Source organism: Streptomyces sp. NBC_01571, assembly GCF_026339875.1.
GTDB lineage: Bacteria > Actinomycetota > Actinomycetes > Streptomycetales > Streptomycetaceae > Streptomyces.
Genome location: NZ_JAPEPZ010000001.1, coordinates 734822 through 751087 on the forward strand (window position 1 = coordinate 734822; position 16266 = coordinate 751087).

Sequence of the window (16266 nt, forward strand, 5' to 3'; positions counted from 1 at the left end):
GGTTCGAGGGTCGCGAGGGGTCAGCGGGACCTGATCTCGTCGGCGTCCAGACCGCGGTCGACGCCGTGGGGGACGACGTTCTGGCCGGGCTCGATCTCCAGCCGCCGGCCGTCGAGACGGACCTCGACCCGGTCCGGCTCGAAGGAGACCATGTCGGCTATGCGGCCGACCTCGCCGTAGGCGTTGCGGTACGACCAGGCGGCGCGGTGTGCGGTGCCGATGTCGTAGTAGTCGCACAGCCCCTTGTACGGGCAGAAGGTCTGCCCTTCGACGGGGCTCAGGCGGCTCTCGTCGATGTCCGCGCGCGGGACGTACCAGCGCGGGGCGAAGCCGGACTCGTAGAGCACGACCGGGTGCTCGGAGCGGGCCACCACGGTGTCGTCCAGGCGCACTTCCAGCGTGCGGGAGGTGTCGCGGATGTCGATGCGGTGGTACGGGTCCGCCGCGTGTCCCAGGATGCGTTCGTCCTCCTCGTAGAAGGCGTCCATCGCCCGCCAGGCGAAGGCGATACGGTCCTCGAACGCGGCGGCGTGCCCGGGCGGACCGGTGAACTCCCAGGCGGCGCGTTCGGTGGTGCGGTCGCCCACGCGCGCGGCGTACCAGATGGTTTCACCGAGATCCTGATGCCGGGTGACCTTGTCGCTCCTGACCAGGACCTGCGAGTCCACGTCGGCGCGGGGATAGTAGGCGACCGGGTAGCGGCCCGGCTCGTGCAGCAGCAGTACGTTCTCGCTGTCGGCGATCCAGGTCCCGTTGAACCGCACGCGCATACGGCGGCGCAGCGGCTCGGCGAACAGCAGGCGCTGCGGCAGGGGTTCGGGAGTGAGGAAGCGTCCGATCGCGCTCGCCGAGAGGGGCCCTTGTTGCCAGGACAGTCCCATGGCTCGTTCCTTCCGGGTGCGGGGTGGCAGGGTGCCGGGCGCGGCGGACACCTGTGCCCCGAGGGGGTGTTGTCGCGGTCCGCTCCGGCTCTGCGGGAGCGGCGCATGCCCGCGGGAGGTGCCCACGGGAGCAGGGGCCGGCCGTGGCCCGCGCGGCGCCCGCGCCGCTCCGGTCGCCCCGGCCCTGGCGCGTCAGGCGACGACGCGGCCGAGGAAGTCGCGGATGTACTGGGTGATGTTCTCCAGGTGGCTCTCCAGCGCGAAGTGCCCCGATTCGAGCAGATGGACCTCGGCCTCGGGCAGGTCCTGGCGGAACGCCTCCGCGCCCGCGGGACCGAAGATCTCGTCGTTGGCGCCCCAGACCGCGAGCACCGGCACCTGGGAGTCGCGGAAGTACTGGTGGACCTTCGGGTAGAGGTCCACGTTGGTGGGGTAGTCGCGGAAGAGTTCGAGCTGGATCTCGTCGTTGCCGGGCCGGTCCAGCAGGGCTTGGTCGTGGACCCAGTTGTCGGGGCTGACGAGGCTGGGGTCGGCGACGCCGTTGACGTACTGCCAGCGGGTGATCTCGGGTGTCAGGGCGCCGCGCATCGGGGCTTCTGTCTCCGGTCCGGGCGCCTCGGCATAGGCGAACACGCCGTCCCAGAAGGGTTTGACGAAGCCCTCGACGTAGGCGTTGCCGTTCTGGGTGACGATCGCGGTGACGCGGTCCGGGGCCTGCAGCGCGAGCCGCCAGCCGATGGGAGCACCGTAGTCCTGCACGTACATCGCGAAGCGGTCGACACCCAGTTGTTCGAGCAGGTCGGAGGTGACCTGGGTGAGGGCCTCGAAGGTGTAGGGGAAGTCCCTCGGAGAGGGCATCGCCGACTGGCCGAAGCCGATGTGGTCGGGGGCGATGACGTGATAACGGTCGGCGAGCGCCGGGATCAGGTGACGGAACATGTGCGAGCTGGTCGGGAAGCCGTGCAACAGGACCAGGGCCGGCGCCTGCGGGTCGCCGGCTTCCCGGTAGAAGACCTCGAGGCCACTGACGGTGGCGGTGCGGTGATGGACTACGGAAGTCATCTGTCTAACCTCTCACTTCACCTTTAAGGGTTACGTGATCAGTCGACCACGCTTCGCTCTAACCTGTCAATGCACTTTTACCGGCTAGATTGACGCGGGTCCGCCCTCCGGGGCTGGAGCCGGCCGGGCCCTCACCTCAAGCGTCCGCCCGCGAGCGCCCCCGGGCCACCGAGCCGGTACGGGAGCGGACGAGGAACTAAAATCGGCCATGGCGCAACAAGAGCCACAGAGGAGTTGCTCCCAGCCGGCCACCCACGCAGGAGTACCGCAATGGCGACGCTGCTGTCCGTGAACGTAGGGAAACCCAAGGACGTCCCGTGGCAGGGAAGGACCGTCCACACGGGCGCGTGGAAGGCACCCGTGCACGGCCGCCGGATGGTGCGGCACCTGAACATCGACGGAGACGGCCAGGGAGATCTGGCAGGGCACGGAGGCGAGAACCGGGCGGTCCTCGTCTACCAGCTGCAGTCCTACCAGTACTGGGAGAACGAGCTGAGCCGCCGGGACCTCACGCCCGGCAGCTTCGGAGAGAACTTCACCGTCGACGGGCTCCCCGACGACGAGGTGTGCATCGGCGACCGCTACCGCATCGGCGAAGCGGAGTTCGAGGTCACCCAGCCCCGCGTCACCTGCTACCGCGTGGGGATGCGCCTGGGCGAACCCGCCATGGCCTCCCTCCTGGTCGCCCACCACCGCCCCGGCTTCTATCTGCGCGTCATCACCGAGGGGCATGTGCAGGCCGGCGACGACATCACCCGCACCCGGCGGGGCCCGGAAGTACTCAGCGTCGCCGACATCGACGCGCTGCTCTACCTCCCCGGCCGTGATCCCGAGAAACTGCGCAGAGCGCTGAGCATCCCCGCCCTGAGCCCCGGATGGCAGCAGTCGTTCCGTGAACTCGCGCAGGACGAGTCACCGAAACAGGAGGAACCGGGATGGCCCGGCTTCAGGACCCTGCGCGTGGCCCGCGTCGTCCCCGAAACCCCCAGCGTCACGTCGTTCCACCTCGACGCCACCGACGGCACTCCGCTGCCCGAGGCCCGGCCCGGTCAGTACCTGTCCGTCCGGCTCACCACGGGGAAGGGCGCCCCCGCCGTACGAAGCTACTCCCTGTCCTCCGCGCCGGACGCCGGCACCTACCGCATCAGCGTGAAACGCGAGCCCCACGGCCAGGTCAGCGGCTACCTCCACGCATGCCTCCACCCCGGGGACCTCGTGGACATCGCGAGCCCCCGCGGTACGTTCGTACTCGACGAGGGCACCGGCCCGGTCGTCCTCGTCTCCGCGGGGATCGGCGCCACCCCCGTGCTGGCGATGCTCCACCGGCTCGCCGCAGCCCGGGACCCCCGCCCGGTGTGGTGGATCCACACAGCCCGGGACCACACGCAGCATGTCTTCGCGGCCGAGACCCGGGTGCTGCTCGCCCGGCTCCCCCACGGCCGCGCGTACATCTCCTACACCGCGGCCGGCGAAGTCACCCAGGGCGACGATGCCGCCCACATCCGCCAAGGGCGGCTGACCGCCCGAGCACTGGCGGACATGGCCATTCCCGCGGACGCCGACGCCTACCTCTGCGGCCCGCCCGCCTTCATGGACACCCTCGGAGGCCATCTGCGCGCGCAGGGGCTGAAGCCCGAGCGGATCCACACCGAGGTGTTCAGCGCCCTGCCCGCCATCAACCCCGGCGTCACGGCCACGCCGGCGGTCAGGCCGCACCAGCCGGCCGATCCCGTGGCCACCGGATCCGTGGCGACCGGACCGCTCGTCACCTTCGCCCGCAGCGGCATCACCACCCCCTGGTCACCGCAGCGCGCGTCTCTCCTCGACCTCGCCGAGGCCTGCGACGTCCCCACCCGCTGGTCCTGCCGCACCGGGGTGTGTCACACCTGTGTCACCCCCATCGTCTCGGGCGACATCGCCTACACCGCCCAGCCCCTCGAACCTCCCGAGGCCGGCACCGTCCTGATCTGCTGCAGCCGACCGGCCACCGAAGTCGTCCTCGATCTCTAGGACTTGGGTGCGGTCCGGGCGGTGTGCGAGGTGCGGCACGCAGCCGCCTCGCGGGCGGGGTGTCCGCTCGAAAGGCCCTGAACGGGTCACTCTCGGTCACCGGCCACGACATGCGTGCTACGCCATACGGGCCCATACTCGAATAGCGGCACCACGGCGGCCCACAGCTTGACTACCCCCTGGGGAGGTCCTGTGATCATGCTTGCTTTGCTAGCGCCGGGTCTCATGATGGCGTTCCTCTTCGGGATGGACGCCCTCGAAGATCGGCTCATCCCGCGACCGGTCCCGCTCCCGAGCGACGACGGGGACGGCACTCCGGTCCCGGACGACGTACCACCGCCCTCGCCCTCGCCCTGACGGCATCCCCCGAGGTGGGGGCCCACGACCGCGGAGACTCCGCGGGAAGCGGCCCCACCGCATTGGTCCACCGCACCTCCGTCCCAGGCCGTCGAGCGGGCGCGCTCCACGCGCCCGTGCCGGGCAGAGACGAGGAGGCATCCCCATGGCGAAACTTCTGTTCGTGATGACCGGAGCGACGTACTGGACGCTCAAGGACGGCACCCGGCACGCGACCGGTTACTGGGCCGAGGAGTTCGCGGCCCCGTACAAGGCGCTCACCGGAGCCGGACATCAGGTCACCGTCGCCACCCCCGGCGCGGTGGTGCCGAACGTGGACATGATGAGCCTGCGGCCCGAGATGGCGGGCAGCGCGCAGACCGCTCTCGATCTGGAAGCGATCATCCGCTCCGCGGAGGAGATGCGGCGGCCCATAAAGCTGGCCGATGCCCGCCTGGAGGACTACGACGCCGTCTACTTCCCCGGCGGTCACGGTCCGATGGAGGACCTGTGTGTCGACGCCGACGCGGGCCGGCTGCTGACCGCGGCGCTCGCCTCCGGCAAACCCCTCGCCGTGGTCTGCCACGCCCCGGCCGCCATGCTGGCCACCAGGATCCGCGGCGTCTCGCCCTTCGCCGGTTACCGGGTCTCGGCCTTCACCAACGACGAGGAGAACGCCGTCGGGCTCGCCTCCAGGGCCAGGTGGCTGTTGGAGGACGAACTCAACGACCTGGGCGTCGAGTTCACCCGCGGCGAGATGTGGAAGCCGTACACGGTGGTGGACCGCAATTTGTTCACCGGGCAGAACCCCGCTTCGGCCGCCGTCCTGGCGGAGCGGTTGCTCAAGGCCCTCTGACAACCCGGAGGGCGACGCTCGTGGCGCCGCTGACTCGGACGGCGGGGCGGCGGGCGGCGGCCGGGTCCGTCAGCGGCGCAGGACGCCCTCGGCCGCGAACGGCGCGAGGGTCGGACGACTGACCGGTACGTCGCCGAGCGCCGCGTCGACGGCGGCCAGCACGTCGTCCGTGAGGTGCACGCCCGCGGCCGCGGCGTTGGCGCGCACCTGCTCGGGTCGCGAGGCTCCGGTGATCGCCGACACCACCTCACCGCGGCGCAGCACCCAGGCCAGCGCCAGGGTCGGCAGGCTCACCCCCGCGCCCTCGGCCACGGGAACGAGCCGCTGCACGGCCTCCAGGGCGGCGTCGTTGAGGACGAGGTCCTTGGAGCCGCTCATCGCGTCGTTGGCGAAACGGCTGTCGGCGGGGAGCGGCTGTCCCGGCTTGTACTTGCCCGTGAGCACACCCTGTGCCAACGGGGACCAGACGATGTGGGAGATGCCGTTGGCCCCGCACACCGGGAACACCTCCGCCTCGGGCGCCTGCCACAGCATCGAGTACTGGGGCTGCGACGAGACGAACAGCTCCGGCCCCGCGATGTCGACGGCCGCCTGGATCTGCTCGGGAGTCCACTCGCTGAAACCGAGGTAGCGGGCCTTGCCCTGCCGCACGACCTTCTGGAGCGCCTCGACCGTCTCCTCGATCGGCACCGTCACGTCGAAACGGTGGGCCTGGTACAGGTCGACATGGTCGGTTCGCAACCGCTTCAGCGAGGCGTCGATCTGCTTGCCGATCTGGTCGGCGGACAGGCCCTGGTCGGTGTCCGACATCTGCCCCCAGACCTTGGTCGCCAGGATGTACGAGTCACGGGGGTGCTCGGAGAGGATCTCGCCCCAGGCCGACTCGGCCGCGCCCCGGCCGTAGACATTGGCCGTGTCGAAGAAGTTGGGGTCTTCGAAGTTAGGCGGGGTGGGTGAGCCTTCGTCCTCCGGGGTTCTCACGGAGGGTAAGCGTGGGGGTGGTCGGCTCGTGGGTGCAGGGCGTCCGTGGTCATCGGCGATCATGACTGTTCTCCGGCAGTTTGATCACCAGAAACCACGGGCTTGGACAACGATACGGCGGTGCTGCTCGACTTGGACGGCCTTGCCGTCGAGAGCGTTGAGCGGCTGATGGACGGCACCCGGCGGGTGCATCTGACCACAGCGGACGAAGCCGCCCGGGCCTGTCCCTCCTGCGGCGTGTTCGCGTCACATGTGAAGGGCCTCGTGTACACCCGTCCACGTGATCTTCCTTACGGAGAACGGGGATTGGAGTTCGTGTGGTGCAAGCGGCGTTGGTATTGCCGGGAGTCCGGATGCGAGCGGAAGTCGTTCACCGAGCAGGTTCGGCAGATACCGGCCGGGGCCCGGATCACCGGCCGGCTGCGCCGGGCTGCCGCCCTGCGGGTGCGGGATGCTGCTTCCACCGTGGTCCAGGCCGCCCGTGACCTGCACGTGTCCTGGCCGACGGTGATGGACGCCTTCCGCGCGGCCGCCCGCGAGGTCACCGAGGCGCCGCTGCCGGAAGTGGAGGTGCTGGGCGTCGACGAGACCCGGCGCGGACGGCCGCGCTGGGAACAGGATGCGGACACCGGCAAGTGGCACCTGGTGCGCGAGAGGTGGCACACCGGGTTCGTCGACGCGCTCGGGGCCGGTGGCCTGCTCGGGCAGGTCGAGGGCCGTGCCGCCGCCGACGTCCTGGCCTGGCTGTCCACCACCCCTTTGGAGTGGAGAAAGAACATCCGCTACGTCGCCATCGACATGTCAGCCACCTACCGGGCCGCGATCCGCACCGGCCTGCCCGATGCCATCGTGGTCGTTGACCACTTCCACATCGTCCAGCTCGCGAACAAGATGCTCTCTGCTGTACGGCGTCGCACCACCGCCGAGATCCGGGGCCGGCGTGGACGCGCCACCGACCCGGAATGGAAGGCCCGTCGACGGCTGCTGCGCAACCGTGAGGACCTCACCGACCAGCAGTTCGCCACGATGTGGAACGCGCTGCTGGACGAGGGGCCGATCGGGCAGACGCTGCTGACCGCCTGGATCGCCAAGGAGAGCCTGCGCACCCTCCTCGCCCTGGCCCGAACCGGCGCCGACCGCGAAGAAGTAGGCCACGCCCGATGGAAGTTCCTCACCTGGTGCGCGGACTCAGACATCCCCGAAGCCTGCACCCTCGCCACCACCGTCGACCGCTGGTGGCCCGAGATCGCCGGGTTCATCGACACCGGCCACAGCAACGCCAAGAGCGAAGGCATCAACCGCGTCATCAAGCTCGTCGCCCGCAACGCATTCGGCTTCCGCAATGCCGACAGCCAGCGCCTACGCACACGCTGCGTCACCACCCGCCGAGCCCGCGGACACCTCAACCCCGCCTAACTTCGAAGACCCAGAAGTTGATGCCCGCGTCGAACGCGGCCTCGGTGCAGGCGCGCGTCTGCTCGGCCTGGATGCCTCCGGAGTAGGTGAGCCAGGACCCCAGGGAGATCTCCGAGACCTCCAGGTCCGAGCTGCCGAGTTTCCGAAAACGCATGACGGTTCCCTTCCGTGGTTCCTTCGACGAAGTGGACGATCACCATGTAATGCGCAAACGTCCTGGCGTGGAAACCGCGCCCGACACAGGAAGGGCGGCCGGCGGTGCTCTCCTGCCCACGCGCCCCGTTCCGCACGTCCGTCGTTCACTCGGCGGCGTCGTACCAGGAGTTGCCCGCCGCCCAGTGTCCGACCCAGCCCGCGAAGCCCGGATCGGCGGTCGTGTGACCGAACGGTGCGCCGAAGGGGTTCGCGCCCTCGCCCATGACGTTCCAGATGTGTCCCCGGTGCGGACCGGTGACGACCAGGTGCCAGTTCATGCCGCAGCCGTCGGTTCCCAGCACGATCGAGCCGTGCCTGAAGACCTGGTCGAGGATCGGTTCGAGCTCTTCGGCGGGACGGGGGTCGTCCTCCCACAACCACGCCTCGGTCAGCGGGAACGGCCGGCCGAGGACCTGCCCGCGCCCCTCGTCGGTCCCTTCGCCGTCGGGGTGGTCGGCAAGCCCCACCAGTCCGTGGTCCGGTGGACCGGCGTAGGACCCGTCGGTCACCTCGGCGACGAACGTCCGGTAGGGCTCCGGCAGCACGATGCCGTGTTCGTTCTCGAAGGCATGCACCGCCGGCCAGCCGAGCGCCGACGCGCCGTCGTCATCGACGTCGAAGGCCGCGCGAAGCGCCTCGATCTCCTCAGGGGCGGCATGATCCGTGTTCATGCCGTCCATGGATATCACTCGCCTGCGACAGCGGGACCTCTCGGTGGCGGCGTGGAATCTGGAGTGCTTCTCGGCGGCGGCGGGGGATGTGCGGAATCAGGAGTCTTCTCGGCGCCGGCGCCGGCGCGGAATGCGCGGAATCAGGAGTACTTCTCGGCGGCGGCGCGGCGCTGCCGCTTGCCCAGGGGTGCCAGGGAGAGGTCCTCGGCGGTGGACCGCAGGTTCTTGTAGGGATAGCCGCGCTGGGTCAGCCACGCCTTCGCCGCCTCTTCGGCGCGTTCGGTCGCCTCCAGGATGTCCTCCTCCTCTTCGCCCGAGTCCAGGAAGCGGAAGGTGAAGGCGGACCGTGCGGCCAGGTCGTAGCTGAGGTGCCCCTCCGCGGTGAACGCCGCGCGCAGCACGTCGTGCTCCGCCGCCCGGGCCAGGAGCTCGGAGCGCTGATCGGTGCCGAGTCCGTCGAAGACACCGCGCACGGTGACACGGAAGGTACGAGTGCTCATTCCGCGACCCTAGCCAGTGACGCCCCCGGGGCTCCAGCGCATTTCCGTCCGCAGCGCCCCGCGGGCCGGGCGCCGTCGCGCGGTGTCGAGGGCGGGGCGCCGGCCGAGTACGTCCCGGGTGTCGTGGACGCCCGTGCACCGCCGCGGCGAACTGCCGCAGCCTGCGCCGGGACGGCCCGAAACCCTAGATGGCCTGGGCCGAATACGGCTATGGGGTCAACCTCCGCCTGGCGGACTTCACCGCCGAGCGGACCCTGTTGGCCACCCACCACAACGGTGAGCCACTCACCGCCGAGCACGGCTTCCCGCTGCGCCTGGTCGTGCCGCACCTCTACGGCTACAGGAGCGCCAAGTGGCTGCGCGGCATCGAGTACATGACCGAGGACCGGCGCGGTTTCTGGGAGCGCGGTTACCACAACCTCGCGGACCCCTGGAAGGAGCAGCGCTACTCCCACCAGGAGCAGGAGGGCGACGGACCGGCCGGGCGGCGCCCGCGACGCACGGCCGGCGGAACGCCGCCGCACCCCGCCGACAAGGCTCACGGTGGGGGCGCCATCGGCGGGAGGACATCATCATGGGGAGATGATCCGCGGCGTCGGGAGAGCACATGGATCTGCGGCAGATGGAGGTCGTGGTCGCGGTGGCGGAAGAGGGCGGCTTCACCGCGGCGGCGCAGCGGCTGCACGTCGTGCAGTCCGCCGTGTCGAGCACGGTGCGCGCGCTGGAGCGTGAGCTGGGGACGGCGCTGTTCGACCGCACCACGCACCGGGTGTCGCTGACCCCGGCCGGCGAGGCCTTCGTACCGGCGGCGCGGGCGACCCTGCGGGCCGCCGAACAGGCCCGGTCGGCGGTCGACGTGGTCCAGGGACGGCTACGGGGACGGGTGACGGTCGGCACGATGCAGGGCGTGTGGGCCGATCTTCACCTCCCGCTGGCCGCGCTGCGGGCGGAGCATCCGGAGGTCTCGGTCCGGCTGCGGCAGGCGGCGGTGACCGACATCCGGCAGGCGCTGCGCGAGGGCACGGTGGATCTGGCCGTGGTCGCCCTCGACCGCCAGCAGCAGCGCGGGCTGGTCACCCGGTTGCTGTCCCGCGAGGAGATGGTCCTGGTGTCCGCGCCGGAGCGGGCACTCGCCGGGTCCGGCGCGGAGGGGACGGTCACGCTCGCCGAGGCCGCCCGGCTGCCGCTGGTGGACTTCACGCCCGGCTGGGCGATCCGGCTCTCCGTGGACCGGGCGTTCCGTGCGGCCTCCGTCGAGCGCGAGCCGACCTTCGAGGTCAACGACATCGTGGCGGCGTCCGAGCTGGTCCGCAACGACCTGGGCGTCTGTGTCATGCCCGGCTCGATCGCCGCCCGGTTCCCCGACCTGCGGACGCACCGGTTCGACCGGCACGCGCCGAGCTGGAAGGTGATGGTGGTCCGGCCGCGGGGCGAGGCGCCGCCGGCCGTCGCCGCACTGCTGCGGCACATGACCTGAGCGGAGCCGGCGGCGCGCGTCCCGCCGTGCGCGCTCGTCCCTCGCCGCACCCTGGGCACACCCATCTCTCTTCGAGATGACAGACATCTTCGATCATCGCCATGACGGGGGAAGCAATGAGGCTGCTGCGGCGCTGAGGCAACCATGCGAACGACATGGAAGCCGTTCCGCCGCCACCCGGTCCGTCCCCGAACCGCCCACCCGGTTCCCCTTTCCGAGAAGGTGCCCGTGTCCGTATCCCCTGAACTCAAGCGCTCGGACCCGACCGCCACCGGTACGACCGCGCAGGGCGTGCCGGGATGGCTGGTCGCCCTCTTCGCCGTCGCCTCCGGCATGACGGTGGCCAACCTGTACTACGCCCAGCCCCTGCTGTCCTCACTGCGCGACGTCTTCCACGTCGGCACGGCGGCCGCCGGCGGACTCATCACCCTCACCCAGGTCGGTTACGTCCTGGGCATGCTGTTCCTGGTGCCGCTCGGCGACCGGCTGGAGAAGCGCAAGCTGATCACCGTGCTGCTGACGGTCACCACGCTCGCGCTGGTCGCGGCCGGTCTCGCCACGAACTTCCCGATGCTGCTGATCGCGTCCCTGATCAGCGGAGGCACCTCGGTCGTCGCCCAGATCCTGATCCCCTTCGCGGCGAGCCTCGCCCCGGATCACGCCCGCGGCCGGATCGTCGGCCGGGTGATGAGCGGCCTGCTCACCGGCATACTGCTCTCCCGCACCCTGAGCAGTCTGGTCTCCGACGTGGCCGGCTGGCGCGTGGTCTACCTCGGCTCCGCCGTCCTGATGGCGCTGCTGGCCCTCGCCCTGCGCGCCGCCCTGCCGCGGCACGCGCCGACCACGACCATCCCGTACGCCCATGTCCTGCGCTCGACTCTGCAACTGGTGCGCACCCACCCCGTGTTGCTGCGCCGCGGTCTCTACCAGGCGGCGATGTTCGGTGCGTTCAGCGCGTTCTGGACGACCGTGTCCTACGTCCTGACGGGCCCCCACTTCCACTACTCCCCCGTCGGGGTCGGCCTGTTCGCCCTGGTGGGTGCCGCCGGTGCGGCCGTCGCCCCGCTCGCCGGGCACTGGGCGGACCGAGGGTACGTACGTCCCGTGACCGGCATCGCGTTCGTCGTCGCGGCCCTGGCCTTCGCGGTCGCGGGCTTCGGTCAGGGCTACGTGGCCCTGCTCGCGGTGGCCGCGGTCCTGATCGACATGGCCGTCCAGACCACACTGATCCTCGGCCAGCACACCATCTACCAGCTCGACGCGAACGCCCGTGCCCGGCTCAACAGCGCCTTCATCGCCACGTTCTTCGTCGGAGGCGCGCTCGGGTCCCAGTTCGGGTCGATCGCGTACCACGCGGCGGGCTGGACCGCAGTCAGTGTCCTGGGCACCGCACTGCCCGTCCTGGCCCTCCTCTACTGGACGACGGAGCGCCGTGCCGCCCGCCGTGCCGCCGCCGCGGCCTGACCGGCAGGCTCAGGACGACCCGACGGACCGGGCCGACCGGACGAGCCCCGCGACGCTCGCACCGCCTGTCAGGATCCGGCTTCCTTCCTGAGGAAGTTGCTCACCTGGCAGGCGAGGCTGTCCCCGCCGAGGTCGGCGCGGGTGTCGGCGTCGGCGGAGCCGTCGGACAGATCGATACCGCCCGCCCAGAGGTACCGGTCGGTCCACTCGTCGTCGACCTTCAGCTGGATCTGGATGTCCACGCGGGGCAGTGAGGCGTCCGGGCCCGCGGCGTAGAGGACCGCGGTGGCCCGGCGCAGCGGGTAGACGTCATAGCCCTCGATGAACTGGGAGTTGCGCCAGTCCAGGAGGGCACTCTCGCCGTCGGGGCCGATACGGATGTCGATCTGGCCGTCTTCGAGGTGGATGCCGAAGTGTTCGCCGGCGCGGTTCTCGACGGTCACACGGCAGCGGAAGTAGGTCAGTCCTTCGGCGGCGTCGTCGCGTCCCCGCGGCGGTTCCGCCGTCTCCACGCCGTGGACGCGGACACGCAGGCCGGCATGCTCGTCGTACTCCTGCCAGTCCCCGACCACGTTCGGCTCGTGCACAGTCCACCTCTCCACCTCAGAGAGCTGTTTCCTATCTGTGCCCTCAACTGGGTGTCAAATGAGCGGAACATGCCGTGGCCAGCGTTTTTGCCCTCGTTGATCGGCGATCAAGCCGTGCCCAGCCAGAACCCGGGCCCGTGCCGTCGAGGGACATTTCCGCGCGTGCTGCACATCACGTTTCTCAGGCGTCGCGCGGCGCCGTCCGCATCCGCTCGTCGAGCGGAACCGGACCGACGTCGCGACGCCGCTCGTCCGCGCTCTTCCATGATCGAAGATCGTCACCCGCGACGGTCAGCGGGACGCGGGGAAGCCCAGGTCCGGACCGGCCGCGGTCTCGGCGGGGTCCGGCCAGTGGCTCGTGATGACCTTGCCTCGCGTGTAGAAGTGCACGGCTTCGCCGCCGTACATGCGGTGGTCGCCGAAGGCCGAGTCCTTCCAGCCACCGAAGGAGTGGTAGCCCACCGGCACGGGCATCGGCACGTTCACCCCGACCATGCCGGTCTCGACCTCCAGCTGGAAGCGGCGGGCCGCGCCGCCGTCGCGGGTGAAGACGGAGCCGGCGTTGCCGAACGGGGAGCCGTTGATGATGTCCATGGCCTCCTCGTAGGTCTCCGCGCGGACCACGCACAGGACGGGACCGAAGATCTCGTTCCGGTAGGCGTCCGAGTCGGTGTTCACCTTGTCGAGGAGCGAGATGCCCATCCAGTGTCCGTTCTCGAGGCCCGGGACCGTGAAGTCCCTGCCGTCGAGCACCACGTCGGCTCCCTGGGCGGCCGCGCCCGCGACGTAGGCGGCGACCTCGTCGCGGTGTGCCCTGGTGACGAGCGGGCCCATCTCGGACGTCGGGTCGTTGCCCGGGCCGATCTTGACCTTCGTGGCCCGCTCGGCGATCCGGGGCACCAGCGCGTCGCCCGCCGAGCCGACCGCGACCACCACGGAGACCGCCATGCAGCGCTGGCCCGCGGAACCGAAGGCGGCGGTCGCGGCGGCGTCGGCGGCCGCGTCGAGGTCGGCGTCGGGCAGGACCAGCATGTGGTTCTTCGCGCCGCCGAGGGCCTGGACCCGCTTGCCGGCGGCGGACGCCCTGCCGTAGACGTGGCGGGCGACCGGCGTGGAGCCCACGAACGACACGGCCGCCACGTCCGGGTGGTCGAGCAGCGCGTTCACCGCGATCTCGTCGCCGTGCACGATGTTGAGCACACCGTCGGGCACCCCGGCCTCGGCCGCGAGTTCCGCGAGGAGCATGGACGCGGACGGGGCTTTGCTGCTCGGCTTGTGGACGAAGGTGTTCCCGCAGGCGATCGCCATGGGGAACATCCACATGCTGATCATCGCCGGGAAGTTGAACGGTGAGATGCCGACGATCACGCCGAGCGGCTGACGGACGGACGCCACGTCGATGCGGCCGGACACCTCCGTGGACGTGTCGCCCTTGAGCGCCGTGCCGAGCCCGCAGGCCAGTTCGACGATCTCCAGGCCCCGGGCCACCTCGCCCAGCGCGTCCGCGTGGACCTTGCCCTGCTCGGCGGTGATCAGCGCGGCGAGGTCGCCGCGGCGCGCGTTCAGCAGCTCCCGGTAGCGGAAGAGGATCGCGGTCCGCTGCGCGAGCGAGGACGTGCGCCAGGTGGCGTACGCGTCCTTCGCCGCGGCCACCGCCGCGTCGACCTCGTCGGCACCCGCCATCGCGACCAGCGTGGTGACCTCACCGCTCGCCGGATCGGTCACCGGGCCCCAGGTGCCGGCGGCCGTCGATCCATCCCCGTAGGGCTTGCCACCGATCCAGTGGGTGACGGTCTTCATCGGCGGAACTCCTTCGCTGAGGGTGGGGGGCTGCGAGGTCGTCGGTGGACCTCGCGGGCCTCGACCGCGGCCGGACGGTCTCGGCCACGGGCACGTCCCACCAGGTCTGCGGGCGGGACTGCTGGTTCAGCATCCCTCCGCGCAGAGGCCGAAAGCGGCTCCGGAGCCCCTCGCAGCCCGAAGTGCCTCACCCAGGTCCCGTTCCGTCGTGGTGCGGATCACGCGTGCGCCGGGGGGTGCCGTGTGGCCTGATGACAACGGACAAAGGCCCACTTTCTTGCGCAAGTCTTCCCTCGGTCCTACCCTTGGCCGGAATGAGGCTCCGCTCACCAGGGCATACCGAGTCGCCGGCATCCCGGCGCCCCGGACAGCGCAGGCTCACCCTGCGGCCCCTGATGCTCGGGTGCCTCGTTACGGGCGCTCGCCCCCACACCGGAGTCCCGACGACTGTTTCGTGGGTCATCGACCGTGCGGGCCGAACGCAGCGGCCGCGGTCGAGCAGCGCGCAGGAAACGCTGCCGCTCCTCCGGTCGCCCAGACGTACGGCCATGCGTACGCGATTGTCCGCGCAGGCCAGTCGTCCCATTGATCGCCGTAGCGGAGATACAGATGGTGGACCATGCCGGGCCTCGTCGCACCAGAGCCCACAAGAGCCGCTCTGAGTACCGCCAGAGCCGCGCCGGGACTGCTCGCTTCGACGAGACCCCACGGTTTCCGACACGTACCGCCCGACTCCTGCGCCTCGCGTACACGGAGCGCCGCACGGCCCCGCCCCGCACGGCGCGATCGGCTCGCATCAGGGCCGCCGGGCACACCGTGACCGCCAGCCGCTACGGGCCGTTCCTTTTCGCGATCGCCATGATCGCCGCGATTCTGGGCTTCGGCTTCATGCTGCCCACGTCCGAACACCTCGGCTCACTCATGGCCACGGTTCCCGCGGCAACGGCCGCGCTCGCCGGAGCGCGAGTCACCGCCACCGTCGCCGGCCTCTCCTGTGCGGCGTGCGTCGTGCTCGACGCGCACGACGGGCTCTTCGGCACCTCCACGTTCGTCGTGCACCTCGTGTCGATCGCTCTCGTCTCGCTGTGCGTCATCACCTTTCGCGCCCTGCGGGAACGGTCCACCCGTGAACTGCTCGGAGTACGGGCCGTCGCCGAGGCGGTTCAGCGAGTCCTGATACGTCCGATGCCACCCTCCATCGGTTCGCTGCGCATTCGGGCGGAGTACCAGGCCTCCCACCCCCAGGCGCGCGTGGGGGGCGACCTGTACGCCGTCGCTTCCGCCGACGGCGCGGTCCGCTTCCTCATCGGAGACGTCAAGGGAAAGGGCCTGGCGGCTGTCGACGACGCGGCCGCGCTTCTGGGGGCATTCCGCAGTTCATCGCGCCGGACACCGTCTCTGGCCGAGCTCATGGCCCTCCTCGATGAAGCCGTGCAGGCTCACTTCGAAGAAGTGGCCGCCACCGACCCCGACGTCGCGGAGCGCTTCATCACCGCGCTCCTGCTGGAGATACCCGCGGACGGTTCGTGCGTGAGGATGATCAACTGCGGCCACCCTCCGCCCCTCCTCGTCGAGGGAGGCACCGTCCGGTCCGTTCCGGCGCAGCGGCCCGCGCCGCCCCTCGGTCTGAACAGCAGCGGCACACAGGACTACGCCACGACCGTGCAGCCACTGGCGGAGGAGGCGCTGTTGCTCCTCTACACCGACGGCGTCATCGAAGCCCGTGACCCGAAAGGCAACTTCTTCGACCTCGAGGGCCGGATCGCCGCCTGGCCGGGCAGCGACCCGGATGCGCTGCTCCCGTACATTCTCGACGGTCTGACCGCCCACGTGGGCGGGAACATGCGCCTGAACGACGACGCCGCCATGGTCACGGTCCGGCGTCTGGGCAACAGCATCGTTCGGCGGCAGCACGACGGCGGGAACGTCGACCTGGCCACCCTGGTGAACCCGGCCCGGGTGGGATGCCGCTGACCGACCACAGCAGGCGGTCCCACCGCTGACGCGTCGGGCCGCGTGCCCGCGTGCAC

General features: G+C 70.6%; 14 protein-coding genes and 1 pseudogene. 7 read left to right on the forward strand and 8 right to left on the reverse strand.

Annotation, left to right across the window (positions count from 1 at the left end):
- Positions 1–20: 20 nt before the first annotated feature.
- Both OHB41_RS03300 and OHB41_RS03305 read right to left on the reverse strand, forming a co-directional pair.
- On the reverse strand, positions 21–881 hold the full coding sequence (locus tag OHB41_RS03300; protein WP_266696425.1) for a DUF427 domain-containing protein: 861 nt from the start codon (positions 879–881) through the stop codon (positions 21–23).
- Positions 882–1073: 192 nt separating this feature from the next.
- Positions 1074–1943 (reverse strand): alpha/beta fold hydrolase, encoded by an 870-nt coding sequence (locus tag OHB41_RS03305; protein ID WP_266696426.1) that lies wholly within the window; start codon positions 1941–1943, stop codon positions 1074–1076.
- A 270-nt stretch (positions 1944–2213) separates the two neighbouring features.
- On the opposite strand from OHB41_RS03305, the gene OHB41_RS03310 reads away from it, so the two are divergent.
- On the forward strand, positions 2214–3953 hold the full coding sequence (locus OHB41_RS03310; protein WP_266696427.1) for an MOSC and FAD-binding oxidoreductase domain-containing protein: 1740 nt from the start codon (positions 2214–2216) through the stop codon (positions 3951–3953).
- 502 nt (positions 3954–4455) lie between these two features.
- On the forward strand, positions 4456–5145 hold the full coding sequence (locus OHB41_RS03315; protein WP_266696428.1) for a type 1 glutamine amidotransferase domain-containing protein: 690 nt from the start codon (positions 4456–4458) through the stop codon (positions 5143–5145).
- 69 nt (positions 5146–5214) lie between these two features.
- Here OHB41_RS03315 and OHB41_RS03320 read toward each other — a convergent pair whose 3' ends face one another.
- Positions 5215–6126, reverse strand: coding sequence for an aldo/keto reductase (locus tag OHB41_RS03320; protein WP_266696429.1), 912 nt, complete (start codon positions 6124–6126; stop codon positions 5215–5217).
- A 102-nt stretch (positions 6127–6228) separates the two neighbouring features.
- Here OHB41_RS03320 and OHB41_RS03325 point away from each other — a divergent pair, with 102 nt between their 5' ends.
- Positions 6229–7542 carry an ISL3 family transposase gene (locus OHB41_RS03325; protein WP_266696430.1) on the forward strand — a complete coding sequence of 438 codons (1314 nt, stop codon included), beginning with the start codon at positions 6229–6231 and terminating at the stop codon, positions 7540–7542.
- On the opposite strand, the gene OHB41_RS03330 is transcribed toward OHB41_RS03325, so the two are convergent.
- The 3 genes from OHB41_RS03330 to OHB41_RS03340 all read right to left on the reverse strand — a co-directional run bounded on the left by OHB41_RS03330 (position 7529) and on the right by OHB41_RS03340 (position 8908).
- Complete coding sequence (locus tag OHB41_RS03330; protein ID WP_266696431.1) at positions 7529–7696, reverse strand: hypothetical protein; 168 nt, start codon at positions 7694–7696, stop codon at positions 7529–7531. The genes OHB41_RS03325 and OHB41_RS03330 overlap by 14 nt on opposite strands.
- 145 nt (positions 7697–7841) lie before the next feature.
- Positions 7842–8408, reverse strand: coding sequence for an SMI1/KNR4 family protein (locus OHB41_RS03335; RefSeq protein WP_266696432.1), 567 nt, complete (start codon positions 8406–8408; stop codon positions 7842–7844).
- Positions 8409–8548: 140 nt separating this feature from the next.
- The gene (locus tag OHB41_RS03340; protein ID WP_266696433.1) at positions 8549–8908 is read right to left on the reverse strand and encodes a DUF6204 family protein; all 360 of its coding nucleotides are present in this window, start codon (positions 8906–8908) and stop codon (positions 8549–8551) included.
- A 188-nt stretch (positions 8909–9096) separates the two neighbouring features.
- On the opposite strand from OHB41_RS03340, the pseudogene OHB41_RS03345 reads away from it, so the two are divergent.
- The 3 genes and pseudogenes from OHB41_RS03345 to OHB41_RS03355 form a co-directional block, all read left to right on the forward strand.
- Positions 9097–9387: pseudogene (locus OHB41_RS03345) on the forward strand (molybdopterin-dependent oxidoreductase); the annotation flags it as partial.
- A gap of 128 nt (positions 9388–9515) precedes the next feature.
- Positions 9516–10385 carry a LysR family transcriptional regulator gene (locus tag OHB41_RS03350; RefSeq protein ID WP_266696434.1) on the forward strand — a complete coding sequence of 290 codons (870 nt, stop codon included), beginning with the start codon at positions 9516–9518 and terminating at the stop codon, positions 10383–10385.
- Positions 10386–10676: 291 nt separating this feature from the next.
- Entirely contained in the window at positions 10677–11849 is a 1173-nt protein-coding gene (locus OHB41_RS03355) for an MFS transporter (RefSeq protein WP_451289631.1), read from the forward strand.
- Positions 11850–11917: 68 nt separating this feature from the next.
- On the opposite strand, the gene OHB41_RS03360 is transcribed toward OHB41_RS03355, so the two are convergent.
- Together OHB41_RS03360 and mmsA are read right to left on the reverse strand one after the other, a co-directional pair.
- Entirely contained in the window at positions 11918–12436 is a 519-nt protein-coding gene (locus OHB41_RS03360) for a hypothetical protein (protein WP_266696436.1), read from the reverse strand.
- 291 nt (positions 12437–12727) lie between these two features.
- Positions 12728–14236 (reverse strand): CoA-acylating methylmalonate-semialdehyde dehydrogenase, encoded by a 1509-nt coding sequence (gene mmsA / locus OHB41_RS03365; RefSeq protein ID WP_266696437.1) that lies wholly within the window; start codon positions 14234–14236, stop codon positions 12728–12730.
- An 816-nt stretch (positions 14237–15052) separates the two neighbouring features.
- Between mmsA and OHB41_RS03370 the strand changes: the two genes are divergently transcribed.
- Positions 15053–16210 carry a PP2C family protein-serine/threonine phosphatase gene (locus OHB41_RS03370; protein ID WP_266696438.1) on the forward strand — a complete coding sequence of 386 codons (1158 nt, stop codon included), beginning with the start codon at positions 15053–15055 and terminating at the stop codon, positions 16208–16210.
- Positions 16211–16266 lie beyond the last annotated feature (56 nt).

Coding starts and splice junctions, on each gene's coding strand:
- OHB41_RS03300 (WP_266696425.1), bottom strand. CDS start 881: ATGGGACTGTCCTGGCAACAAGGGCCCCTCTCGGCGAGCGCGATCGGA.
- OHB41_RS03305 (WP_266696426.1), bottom strand. CDS start 1,943: ATGACTTCCGTAGTCCATCACCGCACCGCCACCGTCAGTGGCCTCGAG.
- OHB41_RS03310 (WP_266696427.1), top strand. CDS start 2,214: ATGGCGACGCTGCTGTCCGTGAACGTAGGGAAACCCAAGGACGTCCCG.
- OHB41_RS03315 (WP_266696428.1), top strand. CDS start 4,456: ATGGCGAAACTTCTGTTCGTGATGACCGGAGCGACGTACTGGACGCTC.
- OHB41_RS03330 (WP_266696431.1), bottom strand. CDS start 7,696: ATGCGTTTTCGGAAACTCGGCAGCTCGGACCTGGAGGTCTCGGAGATC.
- OHB41_RS03335 (WP_266696432.1), bottom strand. CDS start 8,408: ATGAACACGGATCATGCCGCCCCTGAGGAGATCGAGGCGCTTCGCGCG.
- OHB41_RS03340 (WP_266696433.1), bottom strand. CDS start 8,908: ATGAGCACTCGTACCTTCCGTGTCACCGTGCGCGGTGTCTTCGACGGA.
- OHB41_RS03350 (WP_266696434.1), top strand. CDS start 9,516: ATGGATCTGCGGCAGATGGAGGTCGTGGTCGCGGTGGCGGAAGAGGGC.
- mmsA (WP_266696437.1), bottom strand. CDS start 14,236: ATGAAGACCGTCACCCACTGGATCGGTGGCAAGCCCTACGGGGATGGA.